Source organism: Serratia sp. 201 (assembly GCF_037027545.1).
GTDB classification, from domain to species: Bacteria; Pseudomonadota; Gammaproteobacteria; order Enterobacterales; family Enterobacteriaceae; genus Serratia; species Serratia bockelmannii.
Genome location: NZ_JAXCHC010000003.1, coordinates 228,309 through 252,420 on the forward strand (window position 1 = coordinate 228,309; position 24,112 = coordinate 252,420).

General features: G+C 61.2%; 22 protein-coding genes and 1 tRNA gene. 11 read left to right on the top strand and 12 right to left on the bottom strand.

The window, feature by feature from the left end; all coding sequences use genetic code 11:
• Positions 1–15: 15 nt before the first annotated feature.
• Positions 16–1,503, top strand: coding sequence for a UxaA family hydrolase (locus WA302_RS16745; protein WP_336064590.1), 1,488 nt, complete (start codon positions 16–18; stop codon positions 1,501–1,503).
• Between the two features lie 52 nt (positions 1,504–1,555).
• On the opposite strand, the gene sstT is transcribed toward WA302_RS16745, so the two are convergent.
• The 5 genes from sstT to WA302_RS16770 all read right to left on the bottom strand — a co-directional run bounded on the left by sstT (position 1,556) and on the right by WA302_RS16770 (position 6,545).
• Positions 1,556–2,791: a serine/threonine transporter SstT gene (sstT, locus tag WA302_RS16750; RefSeq protein ID WP_025304346.1), complete on the bottom strand. Its 1,236-nt coding sequence runs from the start codon at positions 2,789–2,791 to the stop codon at positions 1,556–1,558.
• Between the two features lie 262 nt (positions 2,792–3,053).
• On the bottom strand, positions 3,054–4,022 hold the full coding sequence (locus WA302_RS16755) for a TerC family protein (protein WP_322966492.1): 969 nt from the start codon (positions 4,020–4,022) through the stop codon (positions 3,054–3,056).
• Between the two features lie 252 nt (positions 4,023–4,274).
• Entirely contained in the window at positions 4,275–5,006 is a 732-nt protein-coding gene (locus WA302_RS16760; RefSeq protein WP_043142030.1) for a glutamine amidotransferase, read from the bottom strand.
• 1 nt (position 5,007) lies between these two features.
• Complete coding sequence (locus tag WA302_RS16765; protein WP_025304343.1) at positions 5,008–5,988, bottom strand: Gfo/Idh/MocA family protein; 981 nt, start codon at positions 5,986–5,988, stop codon at positions 5,008–5,010.
• 50 nt (positions 5,989–6,038) lie between these two features.
• Entirely contained in the window at positions 6,039–6,545 is a 507-nt protein-coding gene (locus WA302_RS16770) for a M48 metallopeptidase family protein (RefSeq protein WP_004937154.1), read from the bottom strand.
• A gap of 149 nt (positions 6,546–6,694) precedes the next feature.
• Between WA302_RS16770 and rlmG the strand changes: the two genes are divergently transcribed.
• Entirely contained in the window at positions 6,695–7,834 is a 1,140-nt protein-coding gene (gene rlmG / locus WA302_RS16775; RefSeq protein WP_043142033.1) for a 23S rRNA (guanine(1835)-N(2))-methyltransferase RlmG, read from the top strand.
• Between the two features lie 194 nt (positions 7,835–8,028).
• On the opposite strand, the gene WA302_RS16780 is transcribed toward rlmG, so the two are convergent.
• Complete coding sequence (locus WA302_RS16780) at positions 8,029–10,050, bottom strand: oxidoreductase (RefSeq protein ID WP_197822531.1); 2,022 nt, start codon at positions 10,048–10,050, stop codon at positions 8,029–8,031.
• 307 nt (positions 10,051–10,357) lie between these two features.
• On the opposite strand from WA302_RS16780, the gene WA302_RS16785 reads away from it, so the two are divergent.
• Entirely contained in the window at positions 10,358–11,977 is a 1,620-nt protein-coding gene (locus WA302_RS16785; RefSeq protein WP_099816639.1) for an ABC-F family ATP-binding cassette domain-containing protein, read from the top strand.
• 15 nt (positions 11,978–11,992) lie between these two features.
• Here WA302_RS16785 and pdxR read toward each other — a convergent pair whose 3' ends face one another.
• Entirely contained in the window at positions 11,993–13,483 is a 1,491-nt protein-coding gene (gene pdxR, locus WA302_RS16790) for a MocR-like pyridoxine biosynthesis transcription factor PdxR (protein ID WP_099816638.1), read from the bottom strand.
• A 121-nt stretch (positions 13,484–13,604) separates the two neighbouring features.
• On the opposite strand from pdxR, the gene WA302_RS16795 reads away from it, so the two are divergent.
• Genes WA302_RS16795 through WA302_RS16805 form a run of 3 tightly spaced genes read left to right on the top strand, consistent with a single transcriptional unit; the run spans position 13,605 to position 17,637 of the window.
• Positions 13,605–14,870: a 4-aminobutyrate--2-oxoglutarate transaminase gene (locus tag WA302_RS16795; protein ID WP_043142044.1), complete on the top strand. Its 1,266-nt coding sequence runs from the start codon at positions 13,605–13,607 to the stop codon at positions 14,868–14,870.
• Positions 14,871–14,882: 12 nt separating this feature from the next.
• A complete protein-coding gene (locus WA302_RS16800; protein WP_043142047.1) occupies positions 14,883–16,337 on the top strand; it encodes an NAD-dependent succinate-semialdehyde dehydrogenase in 1,455 nt (484 codons plus the stop codon).
• Positions 16,338–16,395: 58 nt separating this feature from the next.
• Positions 16,396–17,637 (top strand): aromatic amino acid transport family protein, encoded by a 1,242-nt coding sequence (locus WA302_RS16805; protein WP_043142048.1) that lies wholly within the window; start codon positions 16,396–16,398, stop codon positions 17,635–17,637.
• Between the two features lie 73 nt (positions 17,638–17,710).
• Here the strand turns inward: WA302_RS16805 and yfcF are convergent, their stop codons facing one another.
• Positions 17,711–18,346 carry a glutathione transferase gene (yfcF, locus tag WA302_RS16810; protein WP_004937171.1) on the bottom strand — a complete coding sequence of 212 codons (636 nt, stop codon included), beginning with the start codon at positions 18,344–18,346 and terminating at the stop codon, positions 17,711–17,713.
• Positions 18,347–18,516: 170 nt separating this feature from the next.
• Here yfcF and WA302_RS16815 point away from each other — a divergent pair, with 170 nt between their 5' ends.
• On the top strand, positions 18,517–19,233 hold the full coding sequence (locus WA302_RS16815) for an HPP family protein (RefSeq protein ID WP_025304335.1): 717 nt from the start codon (positions 18,517–18,519) through the stop codon (positions 19,231–19,233).
• A 13-nt stretch (positions 19,234–19,246) separates the two neighbouring features.
• Here WA302_RS16815 and WA302_RS16820 read toward each other — a convergent pair whose 3' ends face one another.
• From WA302_RS16820 to aac(6'), 3 genes are all read right to left on the bottom strand, one after another.
• Complete coding sequence (locus tag WA302_RS16820; protein ID WP_261456611.1) at positions 19,247–19,996, bottom strand: helix-turn-helix transcriptional regulator; 750 nt, start codon at positions 19,994–19,996, stop codon at positions 19,247–19,249.
• Positions 19,997–20,144: 148 nt separating this feature from the next.
• Positions 20,145–20,786 carry a YbhB/YbcL family Raf kinase inhibitor-like protein gene (locus WA302_RS16825; RefSeq protein WP_025304333.1) on the bottom strand — a complete coding sequence of 214 codons (642 nt, stop codon included), beginning with the start codon at positions 20,784–20,786 and terminating at the stop codon, positions 20,145–20,147.
• A gap of 289 nt (positions 20,787–21,075) precedes the next feature.
• A complete protein-coding gene (aac(6'), locus tag WA302_RS16830; protein WP_060448046.1) occupies positions 21,076–21,516 on the bottom strand; it encodes an aminoglycoside 6'-N-acetyltransferase in 441 nt (146 codons plus the stop codon).
• Positions 21,517–21,691: 175 nt separating this feature from the next.
• Here aac(6') and WA302_RS16835 point away from each other — a divergent pair, with 175 nt between their 5' ends.
• Together WA302_RS16835 and WA302_RS16840 are read left to right on the top strand one after the other, a co-directional pair.
• Positions 21,692–22,327: a hypothetical protein gene (locus WA302_RS16835; RefSeq protein ID WP_043142051.1), complete on the top strand. Its 636-nt coding sequence runs from the start codon at positions 21,692–21,694 to the stop codon at positions 22,325–22,327.
• Between the two features lie 265 nt (positions 22,328–22,592).
• On the top strand, positions 22,593–22,814 hold the full coding sequence (locus WA302_RS16840) for a hypothetical protein (RefSeq protein WP_033651283.1): 222 nt from the start codon (positions 22,593–22,595) through the stop codon (positions 22,812–22,814).
• 106 nt (positions 22,815–22,920) lie between these two features.
• Here the strand turns inward: WA302_RS16840 and WA302_RS16845 are convergent.
• Positions 22,921–22,996 (bottom strand) — tRNA-Ile (locus WA302_RS16845).
• A 146-nt stretch (positions 22,997–23,142) separates the two neighbouring features.
• On the opposite strand from WA302_RS16845, the gene mug reads away from it, so the two are divergent.
• Both mug and WA302_RS16855 read left to right on the top strand, forming a co-directional pair.
• A complete protein-coding gene (mug, locus tag WA302_RS16850) occupies positions 23,143–23,631 on the top strand; it encodes a G/U mismatch-specific DNA glycosylase (protein WP_025304328.1) in 489 nt (162 codons plus the stop codon).
• Positions 23,632–23,656: 25 nt separating this feature from the next.
• Entirely contained in the window at positions 23,657–24,100 is a 444-nt protein-coding gene (locus tag WA302_RS16855) for a nuclear transport factor 2 family protein (protein ID WP_049204445.1), read from the top strand.
• Positions 24,101–24,112: the final 12 nt, after the last annotated feature.

A 24,112-nucleotide genomic window follows, 5' to 3' on the forward strand; every position in this document is an offset into this window, starting at 1 on the left:
ATCCGGGACTGGTTTATGCAAAGTACGATAAAGATTCACGAGCAGGATAACGTGGCGGTGGCGCTGCGCGATCTGGCCGCCGGAGAAATGCTTGAGTTGGGCGGGGAGCGTATTCAGCTGGCGCAGCCGGTGGCGCGCGGGCACAAGTTTGCGCTCGGCCCGATCGCCGAGGGCGAAGACATCATCAAATACGGCCAGCCGATCGGCCATGCGCTCGCGGCCATTGCGCCTGGGGAGCACATTCATTCGCAAAACGTCAAAACCAACCTGAGCGATCTGGACAGCTACCGTTACCAGCCGCAGTTCCCAACATTGCCGCCGCAGGCGGCGGATCGCGAGGTGCAGCTGTACCGCCGGGCCGGCGGCGACGTGGGGATCCGCAACGAGCTGTGGATCGTGCCGACCGTCGGCTGCGTCAACGGCATCGCCCGTCAGATCCAACAGCGCTTTTTGCAGCAAACGCAGGCGGACGGGATCGACGGCGTGCACCTGTTCAGCCATCCGTTCGGCTGCTCGCAGCTGGGGCAGGATCATGCCAACACTCGCATCATGCTGCAAAATCTGGCGCGCCATCCCAATGCCGGCGCGGTGCTGGTGATCGGGTTGGGCTGCGAGAACAATCAGGTGGATGCCTTTCGCGCCACGTTGGGGATAGAGGACGAGCGGCGGCTGCGCTTTATGGTGTGCCAACAACAGGACGACGAGGTGGAATCCGGGCTGGCGCTGTTGCACGAGCTGTACCGGGAGATGCGCTACGATCGCCGCGAGCCGGGCCGCCTGAGCGAGTTGAAGTTCGGCCTGGAGTGCGGCGGTTCGGACGGATTGTCGGGTATCACCGCCAACCCGCTGCTGGGGCGGTTCTCCGACTATGTGATCGCCAACGGCGGCACCACGGTGCTGACCGAAGTGCCGGAGATGTTCGGTGCCGAGCGCATTCTGATGAGCCGCTGCCGCGATGGGGAGACCTTCGAAAAAACCGTCGATATGATCAACGATTTCAAACGCTATTTCATCGCCCATCAACAGCCAATTTATGAGAATCCGTCGCCGGGCAACAAGGCCGGCGGCATCACTACGCTGGAGGAGAAATCGCTCGGCTGCACCCAAAAAGCGGGGCTAAGCCAGGTGGTAGACGTGCTGAAATACGGCGAGCGGCTGCGTGTGCCGGGGCTGAATCTGCTCAGCGCGCCGGGCAACGATGCGGTGGCGACCAGCGCGCTGGCCGGTGCCGGCTGCCATATGGTGCTGTTCAGCACCGGGCGCGGCACGCCGTACGGCGGCTTTGTGCCGACGGTGAAGCTGGCGACCAACAGCGAGCTGGCGGCGAAGAAACCGCATTGGATCGATTTCGACGCCGGCGGCCTGATCCACGGCGTGGCGATGGATACCTTGCTCGGCTGCTTCGTCGATCTGATTGTCGAGATCGCCAACGGCCGCCCGGCGCGCAATGAAGCCAACGATTTCCGCGAGCTGGCGATCTTTAAGAGCGGGGTGACGCTCTAAAGCTGACAAAAAAGGCGCTCGAGGGAGCGCCTTTTTATGAAGCAACGCGCGATTAACGCACCTTCAGCGGGTCCTCGTTCGCCAGCCGTTGATCTTCCGCCTGGCAGGCCGCGGCGGTGAACAGCACGTCGGTGGAGGAGTTGAGGGCGGTTTCCGCCGAATCCTGCAGCACGCCGATAATAAAGCCGACCGCCACCACCTGCATCGCCACGTCGTTCGGAATGCCGAACATGTTGCACGCCAGCGGGATCAGCAGCAGCGAGCCGCCGGCCACGCCGGAGGCGCCGCAGGCGCACAGGGCGGCCACCACGCTCAGCAGCAGGGCGGTCGGGACGTCCACCGCGATGCCCAGCGTGTTTACCGCCGCCAGCGTCAGCACGGTGATGGTGATCGCCGCGCCGGCCATGTTGATGGTGGCGCCCAGCGGGATGGAAACCGAGTAGGTGTCCTCATTCAGATTCAGCTTTTTGCACAGCTCCATGTTCACCGGGATGTTGGCGGCGGAGCTGCGGGTGAAGAAGGCTGTCACGCCGCTCTCGCGCAGGCAGGCGAACACCAGCGGATACGGATTGCGGCGGATTTTCCAGTAAACGATCAGCGGGTTGAGTACCAGCGCCACCAGCAACATGCAGCCGAGCAGCACCATCAGCAACTGGGCGTAGCCCCACAGCACACCGAAGCCGGTTTCCGCCAGCGTGGAAGCCACCAGGCCGAAGATGCCAAGCGGCGCACAGCGGATCACCGCTCGCACCACCAGCGTAACCGCATGGGACATGTCGTTGATCAGCCCTTTAGTGGTTTCGGAAGCGTGGCGCAGCGCCAGCCCCAGCCCGACGGCCCACGCCAGAATACCGATGTAGTTGGCGTTAATCAGCGCATGGAACGGGTTGGCCACCACACTCATCAACAGACCCTTCATCACCTCCACAATGCCGCCCGGCGGGGTAATGTCCGTCGCGCCGGTGGTCAGCGCCAGCGTAGAAGGGAAGATAAAGCTGACGACGACCGCCACCAGCGCGGCGGCAAAGGTGCCCAGCAGGTAGAGGAACAGGATGGGGCGAATGTTGGTCTTCTGCCCCTGTTTATGGTTGGCGATCGAGGCCATCACCAGAATCAGCACCAGCACCGGCGCCACCGCTTTCAGCGCGCCGACGAACAGGGAACCGAGCAGGCCGACGGCCGCAGCGGCCGCCGGCGAAACCAGCGCCACCAGAATGCCGGCCACCAGGCCGACCATGATTTGTTTGACCAGGCTACCCTGCGTGATCCTTTGTAATAGTTTTTGCATAGTGCTTTCTTCCTGATGTTATCTGGCCGCCGCGGCGGGAACGACGTCGGGCAGCTTTATATGATTCTGTAACTAAGTGTGTTTGCCGAATTAGTATTCAGCAATCGAATGAGGTTGGAAAGAGGCGAGGGTGAAATTCTGAGCGCGGATCAACACTTGATAACATACTGGTTACATTTGTGTGATCGCAATAACGTTTGGCGTTTTGGGGGAATTGCCAAACAATCGCGGGGCGACTAGCGCCCCGGATAACAGATTATGGTTATTTATTCGCCAGGCGATCGTTGCGGCGATTGACCCAGGCGTTGATCAGCAAAGTGAGCGTCAGGATGCCCGCCACCACGCCGAGCGAGATGCCGATCGGGATGTGGAAGAAGTCGATAATCAGCATCTTGATACCGATAAACACCAGGATCACCGACAGGCCGTATTTCAGCATCGAGAAACGTTCCGCCACGTTGGCCAGCAGGAAGTACATGGCGCGCAGGCCCATGATGGCGAACAGGTTAGAGGTCAGCACGATGAACGGGTCGGTGGTCACGGCGAAGATCGCCGGAATGCTGTCCACCGCGAAAATCACGTCGCTCAGTTCCACCAGGATCAGCACCAGCACCAGCGGGGTGGCGAACAGGATGCCGTTGCGGCGCACGAAGAAACGCTCGCCTTCCAGGCTGTCGGTCATGCGCAGGCGGCTGCGCAGCCATTTCACCAGCGGCTTGTCGCCGATCGCCGAATCATCTTCCTTCGCCAGCGCCATCTTGATACCGGTGAACAGCAGGAAAGCGCCGAACAGATACAGCAGCCACTGGAACTGGCTGACCAGCCAGCTGCCGGCGAAGATCATGATGGTGCGTAGCACGATCGCGCCCAGCACGCCGTAGATCAGCACCCGCCGCTGCAGGTTGGCCGGCACGGCGAAGTAGCTGAACAGCATCAGCCAGACGAACACGTTATCCACCGCCAGCGCTTTTTCGATCAGGTAGCCGGTCAGGAAGGCCAGCGCCTGGGTATCGGCGACGGCGCGCCCGGCAGTTTCATTCAGGTAGTACCAGAAACCGAAATTGAACAGCAGAGAGAGGCTGACCCACACCAGCGACCAGCTGGCGGCCTGCTTCAGGGTCATGGTGTGCGCGCCTTTACGGCCCTGCAACAGGAGATCGATTGCGAGCATCACGACTATGACGGCGGCGAAGCTGCCCCATAACCACGGTGTGCCAACGGAATTCATCATCAGAGGTATCCTTCAAAAACAAAAACGGCCAACGTCGGAAGACGCCAGCCGCTCTGTGAACGCTGCAAGCAAACCTCGCCTTCCGGCAAGGTCTCACTTACAACGTTGATGAAGGTGATTACACCTTTGACATCAGGTTGCCCGGTAACCGGATGCTTGCGCATCGTAATGACGATTGACCGGCAATGAAGTTACTCCCCTTTGCAGAGCAGAAAGTAATGCAAAATGTGTCGGCGGTCAACGTGAATCGCGTTAGCCGGCCATCGCTTTTTGCGCGCCGAGGCTGACGACGAATCCCTGCAGCAGCAGGCGGCTGAACGGCGTGTCGCTAACCTGTTGTTGTTGCTGCTGATAGCGGGCCTGCTGCTCGGGATGCAGCTCGCCGAGCCACTGCAGATACTGGCTCATCACCGCGCCGTTGAATTCCGGGTGGAACTGGGTGGTCAGGGCATGATCGCCATAGCGCAGGATCTGGTGCGCATCCTGCTGCGAACGCGCCAGCGTCTGCGCGCCGGCGGGCGGCGTCAGCACGCTCTGCGAGTGGATCAGGTTGGCTTTGAAGCGCGGCGGCAGCAGGGTGAGCCGCCGGTCTTCGGCCGCGGCGGGAAGCAGTTCGATCTCAAGCGTGCCGACCTCCATGCCCTGCGGGTGGTAACCCACTTCGCCGCCGAGCGCGTAGGCCAACAGCTGGTGGCCGTAGCAGACGCCGAACAGCGGCAGTTTGATCGCCATTGCCTGGCGCAGCCATTCGGCGGCCTCCTCGCTCCACGGCAGCTGTTCGGTCACCATCGCCGGCGAGCCGGTGATGACCACGCCGCAATAGGCGGCCGGCGGCAACGGCCGCTCGCCGGCGGGCAGATGCACGATGTGCGCGCGTTCGGCGTCGATATTGCCCTGTTGCAGGAACATGCCATCAAAGTTGGCCAGTTCCTGACGAATGGCCTGCGGCGCGTCGCCGGTTTGCATCACGAGCAGCGGTTTCATCTCATTCTCCGTCGGCGGGGAAAACGACGCCGGTCTGGCGGCGGATGTCGGTCAGCAGGCGGGCGACGATCAGCGAATTCTCCAGCCCTGGATGTTCCACCTGACGCTTCTCAACCAGCTCGGCGAAGGCCAGCGCTTCATACAGCATGGTGTTGATGTGCTGCGGCTGGCTCAGATCCTGGCGGTTGCCGCCGCGCGGCGTCAGCGCCACGCCCTGGCACTCGGAAATCTTGTCGATAATCAGCGTGCCTTCCTCCCCCTGGATCTCGCTGGGGATCGCCGAGTCGCTGACCTTGGAATGGGAAAGCGTGACGTCGAAATCGCCGTAGTTCAGGCAGACGGTGCCGTGGGCGTCCACGCCGGTATCGAGCAGCGTGGCGCTGGCGAGCACCGACTGCGGCGCGCCGAACAGCGCCACCGCGCTGGCCAGGCAGTAGTAGCCGATGTCCATGATGGAGCCGTTGGAGAACTGTGGATTAAACGTGTTGGGGTTCTCGCCGGCCAGGTAGCGCGGGTAGCGCGAAGAGTATTGGCAGTAGTTGATGAAGGCTTTGCGCAGCCGGCCGATTTTCGGCAATGCCTGTTGCAGCGCCAGAAAATTCGGCAGATAGGCGCTTTTGAACGCCTCGAACAGCACCACCTGATTTTCCCGCGCGCAGGCTACCAGCTGTTCCGCTTCGCGCTGGTTGGAGGCCAGCGGTTTTTCGCAGATCACGTGCTTTTTATGGCGCAGGAACAGCAGCGATTGCGGGCAGTGCAGGGAATTGGGGCTGGCGATATACACCGCGTCTATGGCGTCGGACTGGGCCATCGCCTCGAGAGAGTCGAAAAACTGCGTGACCTGATAGTTGGCGCCAAACGCCTGCGCCTGTTCCAGCGAGCGTGAATACACGGCGCTCAACTTGAGTTTGCCGCTTTCATGGGCGGCATCGATAAAACGTTCCGTAATCCAGTTGGTGCCGACGACGGCAAAGCGAATCATGGCGAGCTCCGGTCCAGGCTTAAAACCGCAGATTATCACGCCCTCACTCGCTATGCATACAGCTCGCCGAACAGCGAAAGGTGCGTCAGATACAGCCGGGTATCGAATTCCAACTGGTGGTAATCCGGCTCCATATGGCAGCACAGACTGTAGAATGCCTTGTTGTGATCTTTCTCTTTCAGGTGCGCCAGCTCATGCACCACGATCATGCGCAGGAACGGTTCGGGCGCGACCTTGAACACCGTCGCCACGCGGATTTCCGCCTTGGCCTTCAGCTTGCCGCCCTGCACGCGTGAGATGGCAGTGTGCAGGCCGAGCGCGTGCTTCATGACGTGGATCTTGCTGTCGTAGGCCACCTTGCTCAGCGGCTGGGCGTTGCGCAGATACTGGTTTTTCAGATCGACGGTAAACTGATACAGCGATTTGTCGGTCGTGCAGTCGTGCACCTGCGGATAGCGCTGCAGCAGCACGTCCCCCAGCCGATTCTGATGGATCAGTTGCTGCACCTGGCTTTGCAGATGCGTTGGGTAGCCTTGCAGGTAGGTCAATTCAGACATTCTTGTTCCGTATCAACGGCCATTCAGCCGGTCATTCTATGCTGTTTTTTCGCTCAAATCCTGACATACGCAATTTATCCGAAAAAACATTTTACTGACGGGCGTTTTTAGGGGATAAACAGCCCAAATTTTATCAGTCAGGAGGGGCAATGAGCCAACTCGATCTGGGAACACAGCAACTTGAGCTGGAGCGTTATCCCCAACAGGAAGAATCCACCCAGCTGCAGGCGTGGGAAGCGGCGGACGAATATCTGCTGCAACAGCTTGAAAACGTAGATATCGGTGGCCGCCCGGTGCTGATTTTCAACGATAACTTCGGCACCCTGGCCTGTGCGCTGCACGCGCATCGCCCTTACAGCGTCAGCGACTCGTACATGAGCCAGCTGGCGACGCGTCACAACCTCAAACTCAACGGTCTGGATCCTGAGCAGGTCACGCTGTTGGACAGCCTCGCCGAGCTGCCGGCGGCGCCGGCGGTGGTGCTGATTCGCGTGCCGAAAGCGCTGGCGCTGCTGGAACAGCAGCTGCGCGCGCTGCGCCACGTTGTGACCGAAGACACGCTGATCGTCGCCGGCGCTAAAGCGCGCGATGTGCATACCTCGACGATGCAGCTGTTCGAAAAGGTGCTGGGCCCGACGCGCACCAGCCTGGCGTGGAAGAAGGCGCGCCTGATCTTCTGCCAGGCGGCGGACATCGTCCCGCCGGCGGCGGCGGAAACCACCAACTGGACGCTGGACGGCACCGATTGGCTGATCCACAACCACGCCAACGTCTTCTCGCGCGGCAGCCTGGATATCGGCGCGCGCCTGTTCCTGGATCACCTGCCGCGTGGCCTGAACGGCCATATCGTCGATCTGGGCTGCGGCAACGGCGTGATTGGCCTGGCGGCGCTGGCGCAAAACCCGGAAGCGCAGGTGACCTTCGTCGATGAATCTTACATGGCGGTGGCCTCCAGCGAGCTGAATGTGGAGCACAATCTGCCACAAGAGCTGGATCGCTGTCAGTTTGAGGTGAACAACGCGCTGGCGGGCATCGAGCGTGAAAGCGTGCAGGCGGTGCTGTGCAACCCACCGTTCCACCAGCAACACGCCATTACCGATCACACCGCCTGGCAGATGTTCTGCGACGCCAAGCGCTGCCTGCAGGTGGGTGGCGAATTGCGCATCGTCGGCAACCGTCACCTCGACTACCATCAGAAACTCAAGCGCCTGTTCGGCAACTGCACGCTGGTGGCCTCGAACAAGAAGTTCGTGATCCTGAAAGCGGTGAAATCCGGTGCGCGTCGCTGAGCGTGAATAACCAGGGGCGTCGGGCGCCCCTCAGTCTGTAGACAAAGGGGGAAAAAGCGTGGTTTTTCCCCCTTTGTGGTTATCAGCCGAAAATCAATAAATTGATTTTCCTTGTTTTCTTTTCGCTGGTCTCTGCCAACCCGGCATGGGGATGAGGTTTGTCATCAATATCAGGGGCGCCGGGCGCCCCTTTTTTACAGTGACATCGCCAGCCGCGTGCCCTGATCGATCGCACGGCGGGCGTCCAGCTCGGCAGCCACGTCGGCGCCGCCGATCAGGTGCACGATTTTCCCCATCGCCAGCAGCGGCTGCTGCAGCTCGCGGCGCGGTTCCTGCCCGGCGCAGACGATCACCGTGTCCACCGGCAGGCAACTTTCCTGCTCGGCGCGGGTGATGTGCAGCCCTTCATCGTCGATCAGCCGATAGCTGACGCTATTGAGCATCTTCACGCCGCGCATCGCCAGGCTGGCGCGGTGGATCCAACCGGTGGTTTTCCCCAGGCCTTCGCCTACCTTGCTGGTTTTACGTTGCAACAGGTAGATCTGCCGCGCGGCGCGTGGCGCCTGCGGGCCTTGCGCTGCAAGCCCGCCGCGTTGCTCAAGGCGACCATCGATGCCCCATTCGCGGTTGAATTCCGCCTGGTCCAAACTGCTGGATACGCCGTGCTGGCTAAGGTACTCGGCGGTGTCGAAGCCGATGCCGCCGGCGCCGATGATCGCCACCCGCTGGCCGACCGGTTTTTTATCGCGTAGCACGTCCAGATAGCTCAGCACCTTGGCGTGCCCGATGCCGGGAATATCCGGGGTGCGCGGCACGATGCCGCAGGCGAGGATCACCTCATCGAATTCGCTTAAATCCGCCGCCTCGACCTTGACGCCCAACCTGACCGTCACTTCGCGCAGCGCCAGCTGGCGGCGGAAGTAACGCAGGGTTTCATGGAATTCTTCCTTGCCGGGGATCTGTTTGGCGATGTTGAACTGGCCGCCGATCTGTTCGGCGGCGTCGAACAGCGTCACCTGATGACCACGGCTGGCGGCGGTGGTGGCAAACGCCAGCCCGGCGGGGCCAGCGCCGACCACCGCCAGTTTTTTCGGTTTCTCCGCCATCGTCAGCGGCATTTCGGTTTCGCGGCAGGCGCGTGGGTTGACCAGACAGGAAGTCAGCTTGCCTTCAAAGATCTGGTCGAGACAGGCCTGGTTGCAACCGATGCAGGTATTGATCTCGTCGGCGCGCCCCTCGGCGGCTTTCTGCACAAAGGCGGCGTCGGCGAGGAACGGGCGCGCCATCGACACCATGTCGGCGCAGCCGTCCGCCAGCACCTGCTCGGCCACCGCCGGATCGTTGATGCGGTTGGTGGTGATCAGCGGGATGCTGACCTTGCCCATCAGCTTGCGGGTCACCCAGCTGAATCCGGCGCGCGGCACCATGGTGGCGATGGTCGGAATACGTGCTTCGTGCCAGCCGATGCCGGTATTGATGATCGTGGCGCCCGCCTGTTCGATCGCCAGCGCCAGCTGCTCGATCTCCTCCCAACTGGAGCCGTCTTCCACCAGATCAAGCATCGACAGCCGGTAGATCAGAATGAATTCCGGGCCCACGGCCTGGCGTACCGCCCTGACGGTCTCGACGGCGAAGCGCATGCGGTTGGTGAAGCTGCCGCCCCATTGGTCATCGCGCTGGTTGGTGCGCGTCGTCAAGAATTGGTTGATCAGGTAGCCTTCGGAACCCATCACTTCAACGCCGTCGTAGCCGGCCTGCTGCGCCAGCGCCGCGCAGCGGGCGAAGTCGGCGATGGTCTGCGCGATCTCCGCTTCACTCAGGGCGCTCGGCGTAAACGGGTTGATTGGCGCCTGCAGCGCGGAAGGGGCCACCAGCTTGGGTTGATAGCTGTAGCGGCCGGTGTGCAGGATCTGCAGCGCAATTTTGCCGCCCGCCCGGTGGACGGCCTCGGTTACCGGGCGGTGGTGAGGCAATTGCGCTTCGCTGTTGAGGATCGAACCGCCGCGAAACACCACGCCCTGTTCGTTCGGGGCAATGCCGCCGGTGACGATCAGCGCCACGCCGGCGGCGGCGCGCTCGGCATAGAACGCGGCCAGGCGCTGCGGGCCGTCGGGCAGCTCTTCCAGGCCGGTATGCATCGATCCCATCAGCACCCGGTTTTTCAGGGTGGTGAAGCCGAGATCCAGCGGCGCCAGCAGGTGAGGGTAATTGCTCATTGCACTCTCCATCGGGTGAAATCGGGGCCCGTTGTTATAATTATGTGAACACAAGTGGTCGGATGAGATAAATCTAGCCGTTGTCATGCCGCTTGGGAATCTGCGTTGCGCCGAATGTGATAGACGTCATGAATCTCAGACTCTGTTTGCATAACGAACAAAAGATCGGTTAACCTTTGCGCGTTGTAAATTCCTTCTCTCTGCGGAGCCACTACCGAAAATGAACACCCACACCTGTTGATATCTGGTCCCACGCTGTGCGCTCTTGCGCCCTGTGGGGATGTTTTGATCTCATTCAGGAGTGCTTATGGCTCATTTTGCGCAGTCCCCTTATTTCGTTTTACATCAACTGACCTGCCAATTTGCTGACGGCGAAACGCTGTTCGGCCCGCTGGATCTCGCTTTCGATCGGCAGCGCTGTGGCCTGGTGGGGCGCAACGGCGTCGGCAAAACCCAGCTGCTGCGCCTGATCGCCGGGTTGGATCGGCCGGGTAACGGTCACGTCGAATCCCATGCCGCATTGGCTTACGTTGCGCAGCAGCCGGAGATCGCCGCGGACACCACGCTGGCCCAGCTGTTGGGCTATGGCGAGGTGTTTGCCGCGCTGGCGCGTCTCGAGCAGGGGCAGCCGCTGGCGGACGATATCGATCGTCTGGAAGGGCGCTGGGATCTCAACGATCGTCTGCAAAACGCCTTTGTCGCCGCCGGGCTGCCGGCCTTCGATCCGTTGCGATCCGCAAGCTCTCTGAGCGGCGGCGAGCGGATGCGCGCGGCGCTGTGCGGGGCGTTGCTGGGCGAAGCGGATTTTCTGCTGCTGGACGAACCGACCAACCACCTCGACAGCGTCGGGCGTGCCTGGCTGTATCAGCAGCTGGATCAGTGGCGCGGCGGGCTGCTGATCGCCAGCCATGACCGGCAGCTGCTGGCGCGCATGGAGCGCATTGTCGAACTGACACCCGGTGCGCTGCGCAGCTACGGCGGCAACTACGATGACTACCGGCGCCAGCGCGACACGGAACAGCAGGCGGCGCGCGCCGATCTGGAGCATGCGCGCGAGGAGCGTCGCCGCACCCGCGCTCGCCAGCAGAAAGAGCACGACATGAGCCAGCGGCGCTCGGCGCAAACGCTGCGCGTCGTCGATACGCTGAATATCGCCTCTTTTGAGCGGGTGGCCTACAAGTCGGCGGCGAAGGAGAGCCTTGGCACGCTGCGCAAACAGCATCAGGATCAGCGCGACGGCCTCGATGCGGCGGTGCGCGAAGCCTATCAGCGGGTGGAAGAGGAGCAGCCGGTGTTGCTGGCGCTGCCCGGCAGCGAAGTGAGCGCGAACAAGCAGGTGCTGGTGCTCGAGCAGCTGCAGCTGCCGTTCGTCAGCGCGCCGCCGCTGGATCTGCGTATCGACGGCCCGATGCGCGTGGCGTTGACCGGCCCCAACGGCTGTGGCAAGTCCACCTTACTGAAGACCGTTCTCGGTCAGCTGACGGCACTTTCCGGCCATTGTCATTGCCCGCTGTCGACGGCCTACCTCGATCAAACCCTGTCGCAGCTCGACCCGAATCTGTCGGTGATGGAGCATCTGGGGCTGCAGGATTCACCGTTGGCGGAAGGCGCGTTGCGCACCCGGTTGGCGCAGTTGCAGCTTGGCGCGGATCGCATCGCGCTGCCGCTGGGCTCGCTGAGCGGCGGCGAACGGCTCAAGGCGGCGTTGGCCTGTGCGCTGTGGCGGCGACAACCGGCGCAGCTGCTGTTGCTGGACGAGCCGACCAACCACCTGGATCTGGCGTCGTCGCTGGCGATCGAAACCGCCCTGGCGGATTTCCTCGGCGCGATGCTGGTGGTGTCGCACGACGAAGACTTCCTGCAGGCGCTGCGGCCGACACACCGTCTGCAGCGACAGATGGACGGCTGGCAGCTTCAGGCCTGGTAACGCGCGAAGGCGGCCCTAGGGGGCCGCCTTTTTCACCTCGGGCGTGTTGATGCAGGCCAGCAGCTGGGTGAAGGCCGCGGCCATCTGCTCTTCCGGTACGCAGGCAAACCCCATCAGCAGGCCGCGCCGGCGGTTGGGCAGCATGTAGTAGCGCGACAGCGGCCGCACCAGCACCCCCTGCGCGCCGGCGGCGGCGGCGATCGCCACGTCGTCGGCCTCGTCCGGCAGGTTGAGGATCAGGTGCAATCCGGCGTTGCTGTTGAATTCGCTGAGCGCCTGTTTGCCGAGGTGCTGTTCGATTAGGCCGGTCAGGAAGGCGCGCCGTCGGGCGTACAGCAGCCGCATGCGGCGGATGTGCGCGGTGTAGTGCCCCTCTTGGATGAATTCCGCCAGCGCGCTCTGGATCAGCAGGTGCCCGCCGCGATACAGCTCGGCGTGGGCGATTTTCAGCGGCTGCACCAGCGGCGGCGGCAATACCACATAGCCGAGGCGCAGCGCCGGGTAGAGCGTTTTGCTGAAGGTGCCGATGTAGATCACCGGCGCGTCGGCCTCCAGCCCTTGCAGCGCCGGGATCGGTTGGCCGGAAAAGCGGAATTCGCTGTCGTAGTCGTCCTCGACGATCCAGCCGCCGGCGTTGCGCGCCAGCGCCAGCAGCCGTTGGCGGCGCGCCAGGCTCATCACCGAGCCGAGCGGATACTGGTGCGACGGGGTGACGAAAATCAGGCGGGGTGGCGTCGTTGGCTGCTCCGGCGGCACCAGCCCGGCCTCGTCCACCGCCAGCGGGCAGATGTTCAACGCATTGATGCGCAGGATATTGCGGATCCCCCAATAGCCCGGTTCTTCGATCCAGGCGTCATCCCCCGGATTGCACAACATGCGCGTCACCAGATCGATCGCCTGATGGATGCCCTCAGTGATCAGGATCTGTTCCGGCGAACAGCGCACCGAGCGCGCCACCCGTAAATACTCCACCAACGCATGCTGCAGCTCCGGGCTGCCGCCCTGATTGCTGTAGGTCAGCCGCTGCGGCGCCGGGCGGCGGCTGAGGCGCGCCTGGATCTTGCTGAACAGCTGATGGGGAAAGGCGTTGACGTCAGGCACGCCGGGAATGAACGCCCCCCACTGTTTGGGGCTGGCGCTGGCGTGGTGCAGCAGCGTGGCGCCGCGCTCCGACAGTTCGACGCGCCGCGGTTGCCCGCTGCCGTCCGCCGGGGCGCCGCCGGTGGAGAGGCAGCTGTCCGGCACCGTGTCGGCGACGAAGGTGCCGCTACCGGCGCGCGCCGACACGTAGCCTTCCGCCAGCAGTTGTTCATAAACGGTTAATACGGTGTTGCGGGACAGGCTGAGCTCCTGCGCCAGATCGCGTGAGGCGGGCAGGCGGCTGGAGGGCGGCAGGCTGCCGTCGAGAATGCTGGTGCGGATCGCGTTGTAAAGCCGCTTGTGCAGCTTGTCATCGGGCTGTTCGCCGAGGCGCTGCAGCAACAGATCACCACTCAATGAGCGCAATTGGATCCCTCAATTATTCGTAACTGGCACTCGATTATAGGGCCACATCCTGTGTAAATAAACGGCATTGTTTCACGAATGTGAACGAAACGTGTAACTGGCACCGACCGGAGAGAACAGCATGAAAAACGCAGAATTGAACCAACGCCGTCAGGACGCCACCCCGCGCGGAGTGGGCGTGATGTGTGGTTTTTACGCCGAGCGCGCAGAGAACGCCACGCTGTGGGATGTGGAAGGCAAAGAAGTGATCGACTTTGCTTCGGGGATCGCCGTGCTGAACACCGGGCATCGCCACCCGAAAGTGATCGCCGCAATTGAAAAGCAGCTGCAGGCCTTCACCCACACCGCCTATCAGATCGTTCCTTACGAAAGCTATGTCTCGTTGGCGGAGCGCATCAACCAGCGCGCGCCGATCGCCGGTCCGTGTAAAACCGCTTTCTTCACCACCGGCGCGGAAGCGGTGGAAAACGCGGTGAAGATCGCCCGCGCTTACACCGGCCGTCCGGGCTTGATCACCTTCGGCGGCGGCTTCCACGGCCGCACCTATATGACCATGGCGCTGACCGGCAAAGTGGCGCCTTACAAACTGGGCTTTGGCCCATTCCCCGGCTCGGTGTTCCACGGCCAGTACCCGAACGCGCTGTACGGCGTGACCACCGAAGACGCGATGAACAGCCTGGATCGCCTGTTTAAAGCGGATATCGATCCCAAGCAGGTGGCGGCGATCGTGCTGGAGCCGGTGCAGGGCGAGGGCGGCTTCAACGTGGCGCCGGCCGAGTTCATGCAGGCGCTGCGTGCGCTGTGTGACCAGCACGGCATTCTGCTGATCGCCGACGAGGTGCAGACCGGCTTCGCCCGTACCGGCAAGCTGTTCGCCATGGAGCACTACAGCGTTAAGCCCGATTTGATCACCATGGCGAAAAGCCTGGCGGGCGGCATGCCGCTGTCGGCGGTGGCGGGCCGCGCCGAGGTGATGGACGCGCCGGCGCCGGGCGGGCTGGGCGGCACCTACGCCGGTAACCCGCTGGCGGTGGCCGCCGCGCACGCGGTGCTGGACGTGATCGACGAAGAGCAGCTGTGCCAGCGCGCCCAGCGCTTGGGGCAGCACCTGGTGGAAGTGCTCCAGCAGGCGCGCAAAACCAGCCCGGCGATCGCCGATGTGCGCGCGCAGGGATCGATGGTGGCGGTGGAGTTCAACGATCCATCTACCGGCAAGCCTTCGGCGGAGATCACCCGTCAGGTGCAGCAGAAGGCGATGGCGGAAGGGCTGCTGCTGCTGAGCTGCGGCGTGAACGGCAACGTGATCCGCTTCCTCTACCCGCTGACCATCCCGGACGATCAGTTCACCAAGGCGATGGGCATTCTGTCCCGCGCGCTGGCCCACTAAGGAGCTATCGGCATGAAATTGAATAATCCCGAGCTGTTGCGCAGCCAGTGTCTGATCAACGGCGAATGGTGCGATGCCCTGAGTGGCAAACGCGAAGCGGTGATCAACCCGGCCACCGGCGCCGAACTGGCCAGCATTCCGCTGGTCAGCGAAGAGGAAACCCAGCAGGCGATCGCGGCGGCGCAGCGGGCGCAAAATGACTGGAAACAGCTGACCGCCAAGCAGCGTTCTGCGCTGCTGTTGGCCTGGGCCGACAAGGTGTTGGCCGCGCAGGAAGATCTGGCGCAGCTGATGACCGCCGAGCAGGGCAAATCGCTGGCGGAAGCGCGCGGCGAAGTGGCGTACGCCGCGTCGTTCATCACCTGGTTTGCCGAAGAGGCCAAACGGGTGGACGGCGCGGTATTGCAGGCGCCGCAGGCTTCGCAACGTCTGGTGGTGGTGAAGCAGCCGATCGGCGTGTGCGCGGCCATTACCCCGTGGAATTTCCCGGCGGCGATGATCACCCGCAAGGTGGCGCCAGCGCTGGCGGCCGGTTGCGCCATCATCGTCAAACCGGCCGAGCAAACGCCGCTGACCGCGCTGGCGCTGGCCAAGCTGGCGCAGGACGCCGGCATTCCCGCCGGCGTTTTGCAGGTGGTGACCGGCGAAGCGGCGCAGGTGGGCAAGGTGCTGTGCGACAGCCCGGTGGTGCGCAAGCTGAGCTTTACCGGCTCGACCGAGGTCGGCCGCATCCTGATGGCGCAGTGCGCACCGAGCATCAAGAAACTGTCGCTGGAGCTGGGCGGCAATGCGCCGGTCATCGTGTTCGACGACGCCAATCTGGATGCGGCGGTGGCGGGCATCATGGCCTCCAAGTTCCGCAACAGCGGCCAGACCTGCGTCTGCGCCAACCGTATCTACGTGCAGGACGGCATCTACGAGCGGCTGGCGGAGAAGCTGGTGGCGGCGGTCGAGCAGTTGAAAGTGGGAGACGGCAGCCACGAAGGCACCACCCAAGGGCCGCTGATCGACAGCGATGCGGTGGCGAAGGTGCAGAGCCATATCGACGACGCGCTGATCAAAGGGGCACAGATCGCCACCGGCGGCCAGCCGCACGCGCTCGGCGGCACTTTCTTCCAGCCGACGGTGGTGACCGGCGTGACGCAGAAGATGCGCTTCGCCAAAGAAGAAACCTTCGGGCCGGTGGCGCCGCTGTTCCGCTTCCATGACGAGGCGGAAGCCATCGCCATGGCCAACGACACCGAATTCGGCCTGGCCGCCTACCTGTTCACGCAGAACGCCGCGCGCCAGTGGCGCGTGCCGGAAGCGCTGGAGTACGGCATGGTCGGCATCAACACCGGGCTGATTTCCAACGAAGTGGCGCCGTTCGGCGGCGTGAAACAGTCAGGGCTCGGGCGTGAAGGATCGCGCTACGGGATAGAAGAATATCTGGAGCTGAAATACCTGTGTATCGATGTGAGCTGTTGAGCGTCAGGACGTTAACCCATCCCGGCGGCCAGCGTCGCCGGGCGATAAAGGATGATGCATGTCTGATAATATCTCTGTTTCTCCGGCGCTTGCCGCCGGGGTGCGAGCACCTGCACCCGCCAAATCGTTAAGTTTCCTCGAAGGGGTGGCGATGATCGTCGGCACCAACATCGGCGCCGGGGTGCTCTCCATCGCCTACGCCTCCAGCAAGGCCGGCTTTCTGCCGCTGCTGTTCTGGCTGGTGCTGGTGGGAAGCCTGACCACCATCACCATGCTGTACGTTGCCGAATCCACGCTGCGCACCCGCGCGCATCTGCAGCTGAGCGGGCTGGCGAAGCGCTACGTCGGCGGCCTGGGCGCCTGGCTGATGTTCGCTTCGGTGTGCGTCAACAGCGTTGGGGCGCTCACCGCCTATATGACCGGCAGCGGCAAGCTGTTGCAATCGCTGTTCGGCATCTCGCCGGCGCTGGGCAGCCTGCTGTTCTTCGTGCCCGCCGCCGGCGTGCTGTACCTGGGGTTGAAAGCGATCGGCCGCGGCGAGAAGTTCATCAGCATCGGCATGGTGGTGATGTTGACCGCGCTGGTGGCGGCGACGCTGCTGAAAGACACCACCCAGATGCGCAACCTGCTGGACGGCGACTGGCGCTATATGGTGCCGGTGTTCAACGTGGTGGTGTTCTGCTTCTCGGCGCAGTACATCGTGCCGGAAATGGCGCGCGGCTTCGCCGACAAGCCGGAGCAGTTGCCGAAGGCGATCATCGTCGGCATGGTGGTGACCTTCATTTTGCTGGCGGCGGTGCCGATGTCGGTGATCGCGCTCAGCGGGCTGGATGACATCTCCGACGTGGCCACCATTTCCTGGGGCCAGGCGCTGGGGCAGTGGGCGTTCTTCTCCGCCAACATCTTCGCGCTGTGTGCGATGCTGACCTCGTACTGGGGATTGGGCGGCAGCTTCCTGACCAATATTTTCGACAAGTTCCGGTTGGGCAACGACGAGCTGCCGCTGCGCCGCTTCGGCGTGCTGCTGTTGGTGGTGGTGCCGCCGTTCGTGCTGGCCTACAGCGGGCTGGTGTCGTTCGTCAACGCGCTCTACTTCGCCGGGGTGTTCAGCGGGGTGATCCTGTCGATCATGCCGATGCTGATCCTGCGCGGCGCGCGCAAACAGGGCGACCAGACCCCGCGCTGGCAGTGCAACTGGATCACGCACCCGTTGCTGCAGGTCAGCATTGTGTTGCTGTATCTGGCCAGCGCGGTGTACGCCATCGCTTCATTGTTAGGCTATCTGCCCTCTGGATGGTGATTTGCCTTCCCTCAAGCAGTGATGTTGTTTCTCGGCATTGAGAACGGCGGCGTCGTGGCCGCCGATTTTTTTCTCAGGCGCGCCGTTTTTCCGACAATGCCAGCCACGCCTGCACCGACGGGCGCTGCCACTGCTTGTGCGCATAGTGGCGCACGCGCTCCGGCACCGGATCGCCGTGCATCACCAGCCGGTTGAGCATCAGCGCCAGATCGGTGTCGGCGATGCACCACTCCCTGAACAGATTGTCCTGTCCGTGGCTCAGCAGTTTTTCCACGGCGGCGATCAGCTTGCGTGCGGCCTCCTGCGCGGCTTCGGACAGCGGCGGGAACTTGCCGTTGTTGAACACCACCTCGGTCGAGCGCTCGGCGCGGATCGGCAGCAGATCGCTGCGCAGCCAGGCCTGGATCTCGCGCGCCTTGGCGCGCAGCTTCACGTCGCGCGGGTATACGGCGTGGGCCGGGTGGATGTCTTCCAGGTATTCGGCGATCGCCGAAGACTCCGAGAGCTGGAATTCGCCGATCGCCAGCGTCGGCACCCGGCGGGTGAGCGACAGCGCCGCGTAGGCCGCCTCTTTGTTCTCTTCCTTCGCCAGATCCACCGGCTTCACGGTGAACGGAATGCCTTTTTCCGTCAGCACGACAAAGGCGGACATGGCGTACGGGCTGAAAAATTCACTGTCGGTATAAAGCTCGGTGATCGGTTGAGACATCGGCGGTTCCTCGGGGTTAAGGGGGGAACATTCATCATTGTCGAGGGGAGGCTAAAAATCAATCTGTTAGCTAAAAGTTCTTGGGCGGCGCGGTTTACGGCGCCGTGAGTTCCTTCAGGATGATGTGATATATTTGTTGCCAACAAGTGAATTGAGCCGTATCGGGTAACATGAAGACGCAGTGGATTGAACGGGTAAAAGTGGGAGTTGCGCGCCTGTGGCCGCACCCGCTGGCGGTGGGCAAGCGAGAGATGCTGATTTCCAGCGTCGGCGCCGGTTTGGGGCTGATGCTCGCCGGTTGGATCAGCCACTTTATTTTGGGCGAGGTGAACCTGTGGTTTATCGCGCCGATGGGCGCTTCGGCGGTTCTGCTGTTCGGCGTGCCCAACAGCCCGCTGGCGCAGCCCTGGTCGATCGTCGGCGGCAATGCGCTGGCGGCAACGGTGGGTGTCAGCGCTGGTCTGCTGATCCCCGATCCGGGCCTGGCTTGCGGCGCGGCGGCGGCGGTGGCCATCGGCCTGATGTTCAAGCTGCGTTGCCTGCATCCACCCGGCGGCGCGGTGGCGCTGACCGCCATCCTCGGCGGCCCCGGCATTCACCAGATGGGCTATGACTTCGTACTGTACCCGGTGCTGCTTAACTCGGTGCTGCTGGCGGCGCTGGCCATTCTGTTCAATAACCTGGCCGGACGACGCTACCCGCATGCGCTGGCGCCGGCGGAGGCCAAACCGGCCAATTTGCCGATCGATGCCGTTTCCATCACCCGCGCCGATCTGCACGAGGCGCTGATGGAGGGGGATCTGTTCGATATCGACGAGGACGATCTGCAGGAGATCCTGCTGCGCGCCGAGCAGTTGGCGCATCAGCGGCAAAGCAAGATCGCCTGATCAGCCCAGCGTTTTATCGGATGGCGGAAGGCGCGTAACCAAAACGCTTTTGAAAGCGTTCGCTAAAACGCGCTCTGGATTTGTAACCGCAGGCCTCTGCAATGCGGGTAATATCCCATCGGGTGGTTTGAAGCAACATCATGGCGTGATGCATACGGACGTCTATCAGCAAGTCTTCGAAGCGCGTCTGTTCGGCGGCAAGGCGCCGCCGCAACGTTGCCGGGCTCATCGCTAACGTTTTTCCCGCTGTTTCTGCCGTCCAGTTTTGTTCCGGAGCCTCAAAAATCAAGGTGCGCAGGCGCTGTGATGGGCTATCCAATGGCAAATGCGTAAAAACATGTCCCCGTTCGGCCAGCGCGGTCAAAAAGTCCAGAAGGCGGTATTGCAGGCGAATATCACTGATTTCCTGTTTTTCCACGCTTTCAATCACGTGATAAAACGTCGCCGACAGGTCTTCGTCCAGAGGCAGCGTTTTCCACGCGTCATCTTTCGGGGGAATAGGGGGTGAAGCCTGCCGGGTTCGGTGAAAGACATCCAGCAGTTCTGCCGACAGCGTCAGGAGTATCGAGCGAAAAGGCCGATCGATATCGCCCGGCGTTTTGACTAAATCTGCGCGGGTGTTGGGGGGGACCAGGAGCAGTTCGCCGGGGGTCTCCAGAGACAAATGTTGTGAAGCCGATGTGATACCGAGTTGGCCCGCCACGATCAGCAAGACCGTCGCTTCATGGAAGACGAACTGCGGCGTGTGCAGCTGGCGTTTCAATGTCGGCTGGCACACCCCGCACAAGCGGCGCCTCAACACCGGAGCCCCCGACGGAGAGTGCCAGTGCAAAAGTTTCGCGCCCTGCTCGCGTCTGGTTCGCACTGATCCGAAGGAACCGGTCCGGCTCATATTCGACTCCTTTATGCGATTATTTCGCCGTTGATGCTACGTTAGGGTTCAGGCTGTAAAGGCCTGTCAGGCTCGCCTGGGCTAACACCGGCGCTTCCGCCAGGGCAGCATTCACATTAGCCCCTGTCCAAGGCCCTTGTACATCCAAACCGGGGGTAGCAAGCGCATAAACCGTGAAAATATAATGATGAACTAACGTATCGTTCCACGGTGGGCATGGGCCATCGTAACCGTAGTATTCCCCCTTCATCTGCTCGTCGGCGGCAAACCAACCGGTATAGTCATTGATGCCGTGGCGATAGGCCGAAGGGGCGTTTGGCCCGGCTTTGCCACGCGGCGTTACGCCGTCCGATTGAGAGCCCGCCGCAATTTCCACGGTACTGGCCGGAATATCCAGCAGCAGCCAGTGAAAGAAATCAACGCGCGGCAACGATGCGGGCACAACCCGACCCTCTTGATTCACATCATCACCACGGCTTGGTACGTCGGGATCATGGCAGACGATCACGAAAGACTGCGTGCCTGCAGGCACTTCACTCCAGGCCAGATGGGGGTTGCGATTTCTCGATAAAGCGACATGGTTGGCGGCATCGGGGATAGCGAAGGCGAACTCACCGGGAATGAACTCTCCTTCTTTAAAGCTTTGGCTGGTCAGTTTCATAAATGCCAATCTCCTGTTCTATTGAGCGGTATCTGCGGGTATGTGATGTCCCCATTATAAGTTTTTCAAAATAAAGTAAGGCGACAAATCCAATCAAAATAGAACCAATTACGCTCATTGTGATTGTATTTGATGGCCTTATATTGATGGGCGACCGATACGATTGCTGTGCCGATGAGAGTGCCACGGCGAAAACGCTGGATGAGGAAGGGGGTTGGTTAATATTGGTGGGGAAGAGACTGCTGCGCGCCGAGCCGTTGACGCATCAGCGGCAACGCAAGGTGCCTGATCAGCCCAGCGTTTTGCGGTAAAACACCACCCGCTCCGTTTCGGCAAAGCCCAGCGCCGCATGCAGGCGTTGGGAATCCAGATTAGCGATGTCGGTATCCGACGCCAGCTCGCTGCACCCCTGTTGCTTCGCCCACTCCTGCACCTGCGCGATCAGGCGCGCGGCCCAGCCCTGGCGGCGGGCGCGTTCGGCGGTATAAATCCCTTCCAAAAACGCCACCGGCGACGATTCGCAGCCGTTGACATAATCGTAGCGCAGCGCGATCTCGGCAAAGCCAACGAAAGCGCCGTCCAGCCCCCGCGCCATAAACGCGGTGTGGTGCGGCGAAGCCAATATCTCGCGCATTTCCGCGCGGTGCTCTTCCAACGGGCAGGTGGGCCACAGCGCCGAGCGCAGCGCCAGCCAGGCGTCGAGGTTGTCGTGGTCGCAGTTGACGATCATGCAGGGGCCTTATGAGTCGGAATAAATCAGGAATGCCGAGAGGGAAGTGTGGCACGGCGGCGGGAAACAAAAAAGCCATTATGCCGAGGGGCGCCCTTCATTAGGATGAAAGGGATGTTGATATTTTAAGCGAAGTTAGTATAGGGTACGGCCAGGGCGCTGATAAGGGATTGTTATGGATGCGAAAGCCGTAGCTCAAGGAATTCTTGAGGGAATAGAGTCTTTACCAAGGGGCATTGCCTATAGTGCTCGTAGGACATGGCAGGGAGCAGGGCTCGGCGGCCGAGAGCTTAAGCACCGCAATGAAATTGAAACGGAACGATTTATTAAGGTCGTTCGTGCCGGTTATGGTATCGAAACCCCGCTACGTGAGCTGATAGTGGTGATTATCCGTGACTGCTATCAGCGGATGGATCTGCAAACACAAACCGCGCTAAGCCAAAAATTTAACCATGCAGAGGGTTATCTTACAGGACGTATGGGGACGCAGTTCATTCTGGTTCAGCAAATCACACACCATATTTTGAAAAAGGTTATCGGCAGCACACTTTTCAAATGGGTATTCAAAGGTGTCACCATTGCTGGGCTAAACATCATTCTTTTACAAGGAATTATTGAAAAGGCCGCCGTTTCTTCGCGTCGTTTGCGGGAACAATATCCCTCAACGTACCATAAGCTCACGCCACGAAATTTGGACATGATCTACTTTCTGGCGGAGGAGTATCTTGAACCCTTTGTTGCCTATACCAGCAAATCGAAAATGTTCTGTGAAGGTGTGAATCATGAGCTATCTAAAGTCTTGGGGCAGTAAGCTCGGTAAAGGATTGTCGCACCTTGTGGAAGCGATTTTGGGCGGGATATTTTCTATCGCTGCGTTTGGCTCACTGTTCTGGTTCGACGAATGGTGGCAACGAATTCTAAGCGCGGCAATATTCCTGTTGCTGGTGTTTGTCACTATTGCTTTGTGTAGCCTTGTGAGAGGCGAGCGATAGCGGATAAATCAATCAAAAGCCAGCGGTTGGATTTTAACTAATGATCAAGTGATGATGACTTCCTATCGTTAAGTAAGAAAATCAATGAACTGGCTAAAATCCTTTCTTGTGAAGTTCGTTAAATTTGTTGGCCGGCAAACTGCTGACTTGGCTGAGTCCATAGTCATTGGCCTGTTCTCTATAGCGGCATTTGTTGCCTTGTTCTGGTTTGATGAGTGGTGGAAATCTATCGCTGCGGCTGTCGCGATCTTCTTTGCCGGCTTCCTGGTAAGTCTGGCTATAGGCTGGTTAAGAGGGGAAAGATAGCTGAGAGTGCCGGCATACCGCCGCCATTTTGCCGCCACTGTGAGCAAGAAATAAAAAAGCCACTTCGAGGGAAGTGGCTTTTTTATATGATTTTAAAGCTAAAATTTGGTGGCCCCTGTTGGGTTTGAACCAACGACCAAGCGATTATGAGTCGCCTGCTCTAACCACTGAGCTAAGGGGCCAAGCCGCGAGATTATAGGGAATCCTTAAGCGGCGGTCTACTGTTACCCGCCCGTATGTTGCTTTTCTGCACAGTTCTAGCCTGTTGTAATTGCTGGCGGATTTTGCGATAACCGCAGTAAATCCCTGCAATGGACTCACGACACTCATGGAACTTCTGGCGCCCAATCTGCGGGTGGTGTTTTGCGGCATCAACCCCGGCCTTTCTTCCGCCCACCAGGGCTACCCTTTCGCCAACGGCAGCAACCGCTTCTGGAAGGTGATCCATCAGGCCGGCTTTACCGAGCGCCAACTGGCGCCGGAGCAGTGGCAGCAGTTGAAGGATAACGGCTGTGGCATTACCGCGCTGGTGGCGCGCCCGACGGTGGCGGCCAGCGAGCTGTCGCGCGACGAGTTGCGCAGCGGCGGCGAGGCGCTGCAAGAGAAGATCCTGCGCTACCAGCCGCGCGCGTTGGCGATTTTGGGCAAGCAGGCGTTCACCACCGCCTTCGGGGTGAAAAACGCGCCCTGGGGCAAGCAGACGATGGTGCTGGGGCAAACCGAGGTGTGGGTATTGCCCAACCCCAGCGGATTGAACCGCGCCACGCTGGAGCAACTGACCGCCAGCTATCGCGAGCTGTTCCTGGCGCTGCAATGACATAAGGGAGTATGCGATGACATCGATGATGAAAGGTTGTGTGATGGCGCTGTTATTGGTGACCGGCACTGCACAGGCGGGGCATTCGCCACAGGAGGCGCGCAACAAGCAGAACGTGCTGGAGTTTTATCGGCAGGGGCTGAACAACAAGGATTTTGCGGCGGCGCGGCCGTTTTTGGGCGAGCAGTACAAGCAGCATAACCCCAACGCTAAAGACGGCGTGGCGGGTTTTCGTCAATTTGTCGAGCTGCTGAAAACGCGTTACCCCAATTCGCACAGTGAGGTGAAACAGGCGTTTGTCGACGGCGACTTCGTGATTTTGCATGTGGAAGTCAGCGGGCGCGAGGCCGGCAAGACCGCGGCGATCGTCGATATCTTCCGTCTCGACAGCGCCGGGAAGATCGTCGAACACTGGGACGTGACGCAGCCGGTGCCGGAGAAGACCGCCAGCGGCAACAGCATGTTCTGAGGCATAAAAAAA

Coding starts and splice junctions, on each gene's coding strand:
- WA302_RS16755 (WP_322966492.1), bottom strand. CDS start 4,022: ATGATGAATTCCGTTGGCACACCGTGGTTATGGGGCAGCTTCGCCGCC.
- WA302_RS16840 (WP_033651283.1), top strand. CDS start 22,593: ATGAACTGGCTAAAATCCTTTCTTGTGAAGTTCGTTAAATTTGTTGGC.
- sstT (WP_025304346.1), bottom strand. CDS start 2,791: ATGCAAAAACTATTACAAAGGATCACGCAGGGTAGCCTGGTCAAACAA.
- WA302_RS16825 (WP_025304333.1), bottom strand. CDS start 20,786: ATGAAACTGACCAGCCAAAGCTTTAAAGAAGGAGAGTTCATTCCCGGT.
- WA302_RS16760 (WP_043142030.1), bottom strand. CDS start 5,006: ATGAAACCGCTGCTCGTGATGCAAACCGGCGACGCGCCGCAGGCCATT.
- WA302_RS16805 (WP_043142048.1), top strand. CDS start 16,396: ATGTCTGATAATATCTCTGTTTCTCCGGCGCTTGCCGCCGGGGTGCGA.
- WA302_RS16765 (WP_025304343.1), bottom strand. CDS start 5,988: ATGATTCGCTTTGCCGTCGTCGGCACCAACTGGATTACGGAACGTTTT.
- WA302_RS16770 (WP_004937154.1), bottom strand. CDS start 6,545: ATGTCTGAATTGACCTACCTGCAAGGCTACCCAACGCATCTGCAAAGC.
- WA302_RS16835 (WP_043142051.1), top strand. CDS start 21,692: ATGGATGCGAAAGCCGTAGCTCAAGGAATTCTTGAGGGAATAGAGTCT.
- WA302_RS16745 (WP_336064590.1), top strand. CDS start 16: ATGCAAAGTACGATAAAGATTCACGAGCAGGATAACGTGGCGGTGGCG.
- WA302_RS16855 (WP_049204445.1), top strand. CDS start 23,657: ATGATGAAAGGTTGTGTGATGGCGCTGTTATTGGTGACCGGCACTGCA.
- yfcF (WP_004937171.1), bottom strand. CDS start 18,346: ATGTCTCAACCGATCACCGAGCTTTATACCGACAGTGAATTTTTCAGC.
- WA302_RS16785 (WP_099816639.1), top strand. CDS start 10,358: ATGGCTCATTTTGCGCAGTCCCCTTATTTCGTTTTACATCAACTGACC.
- mug (WP_025304328.1), top strand. CDS start 23,143: ATGGAACTTCTGGCGCCCAATCTGCGGGTGGTGTTTTGCGGCATCAAC.
- WA302_RS16795 (WP_043142044.1), top strand. CDS start 13,605: ATGAAAAACGCAGAATTGAACCAACGCCGTCAGGACGCCACCCCGCGC.
- rlmG (WP_043142033.1), top strand. CDS start 6,695: ATGAGCCAACTCGATCTGGGAACACAGCAACTTGAGCTGGAGCGTTAT.
- WA302_RS16800 (WP_043142047.1), top strand. CDS start 14,883: ATGAAATTGAATAATCCCGAGCTGTTGCGCAGCCAGTGTCTGATCAAC.
- WA302_RS16815 (WP_025304335.1), top strand. CDS start 18,517: ATGAAGACGCAGTGGATTGAACGGGTAAAAGTGGGAGTTGCGCGCCTG.
- WA302_RS16780 (WP_197822531.1), bottom strand. CDS start 10,050: ATGAGCAATTACCCTCACCTGCTGGCGCCGCTGGATCTCGGCTTCACC.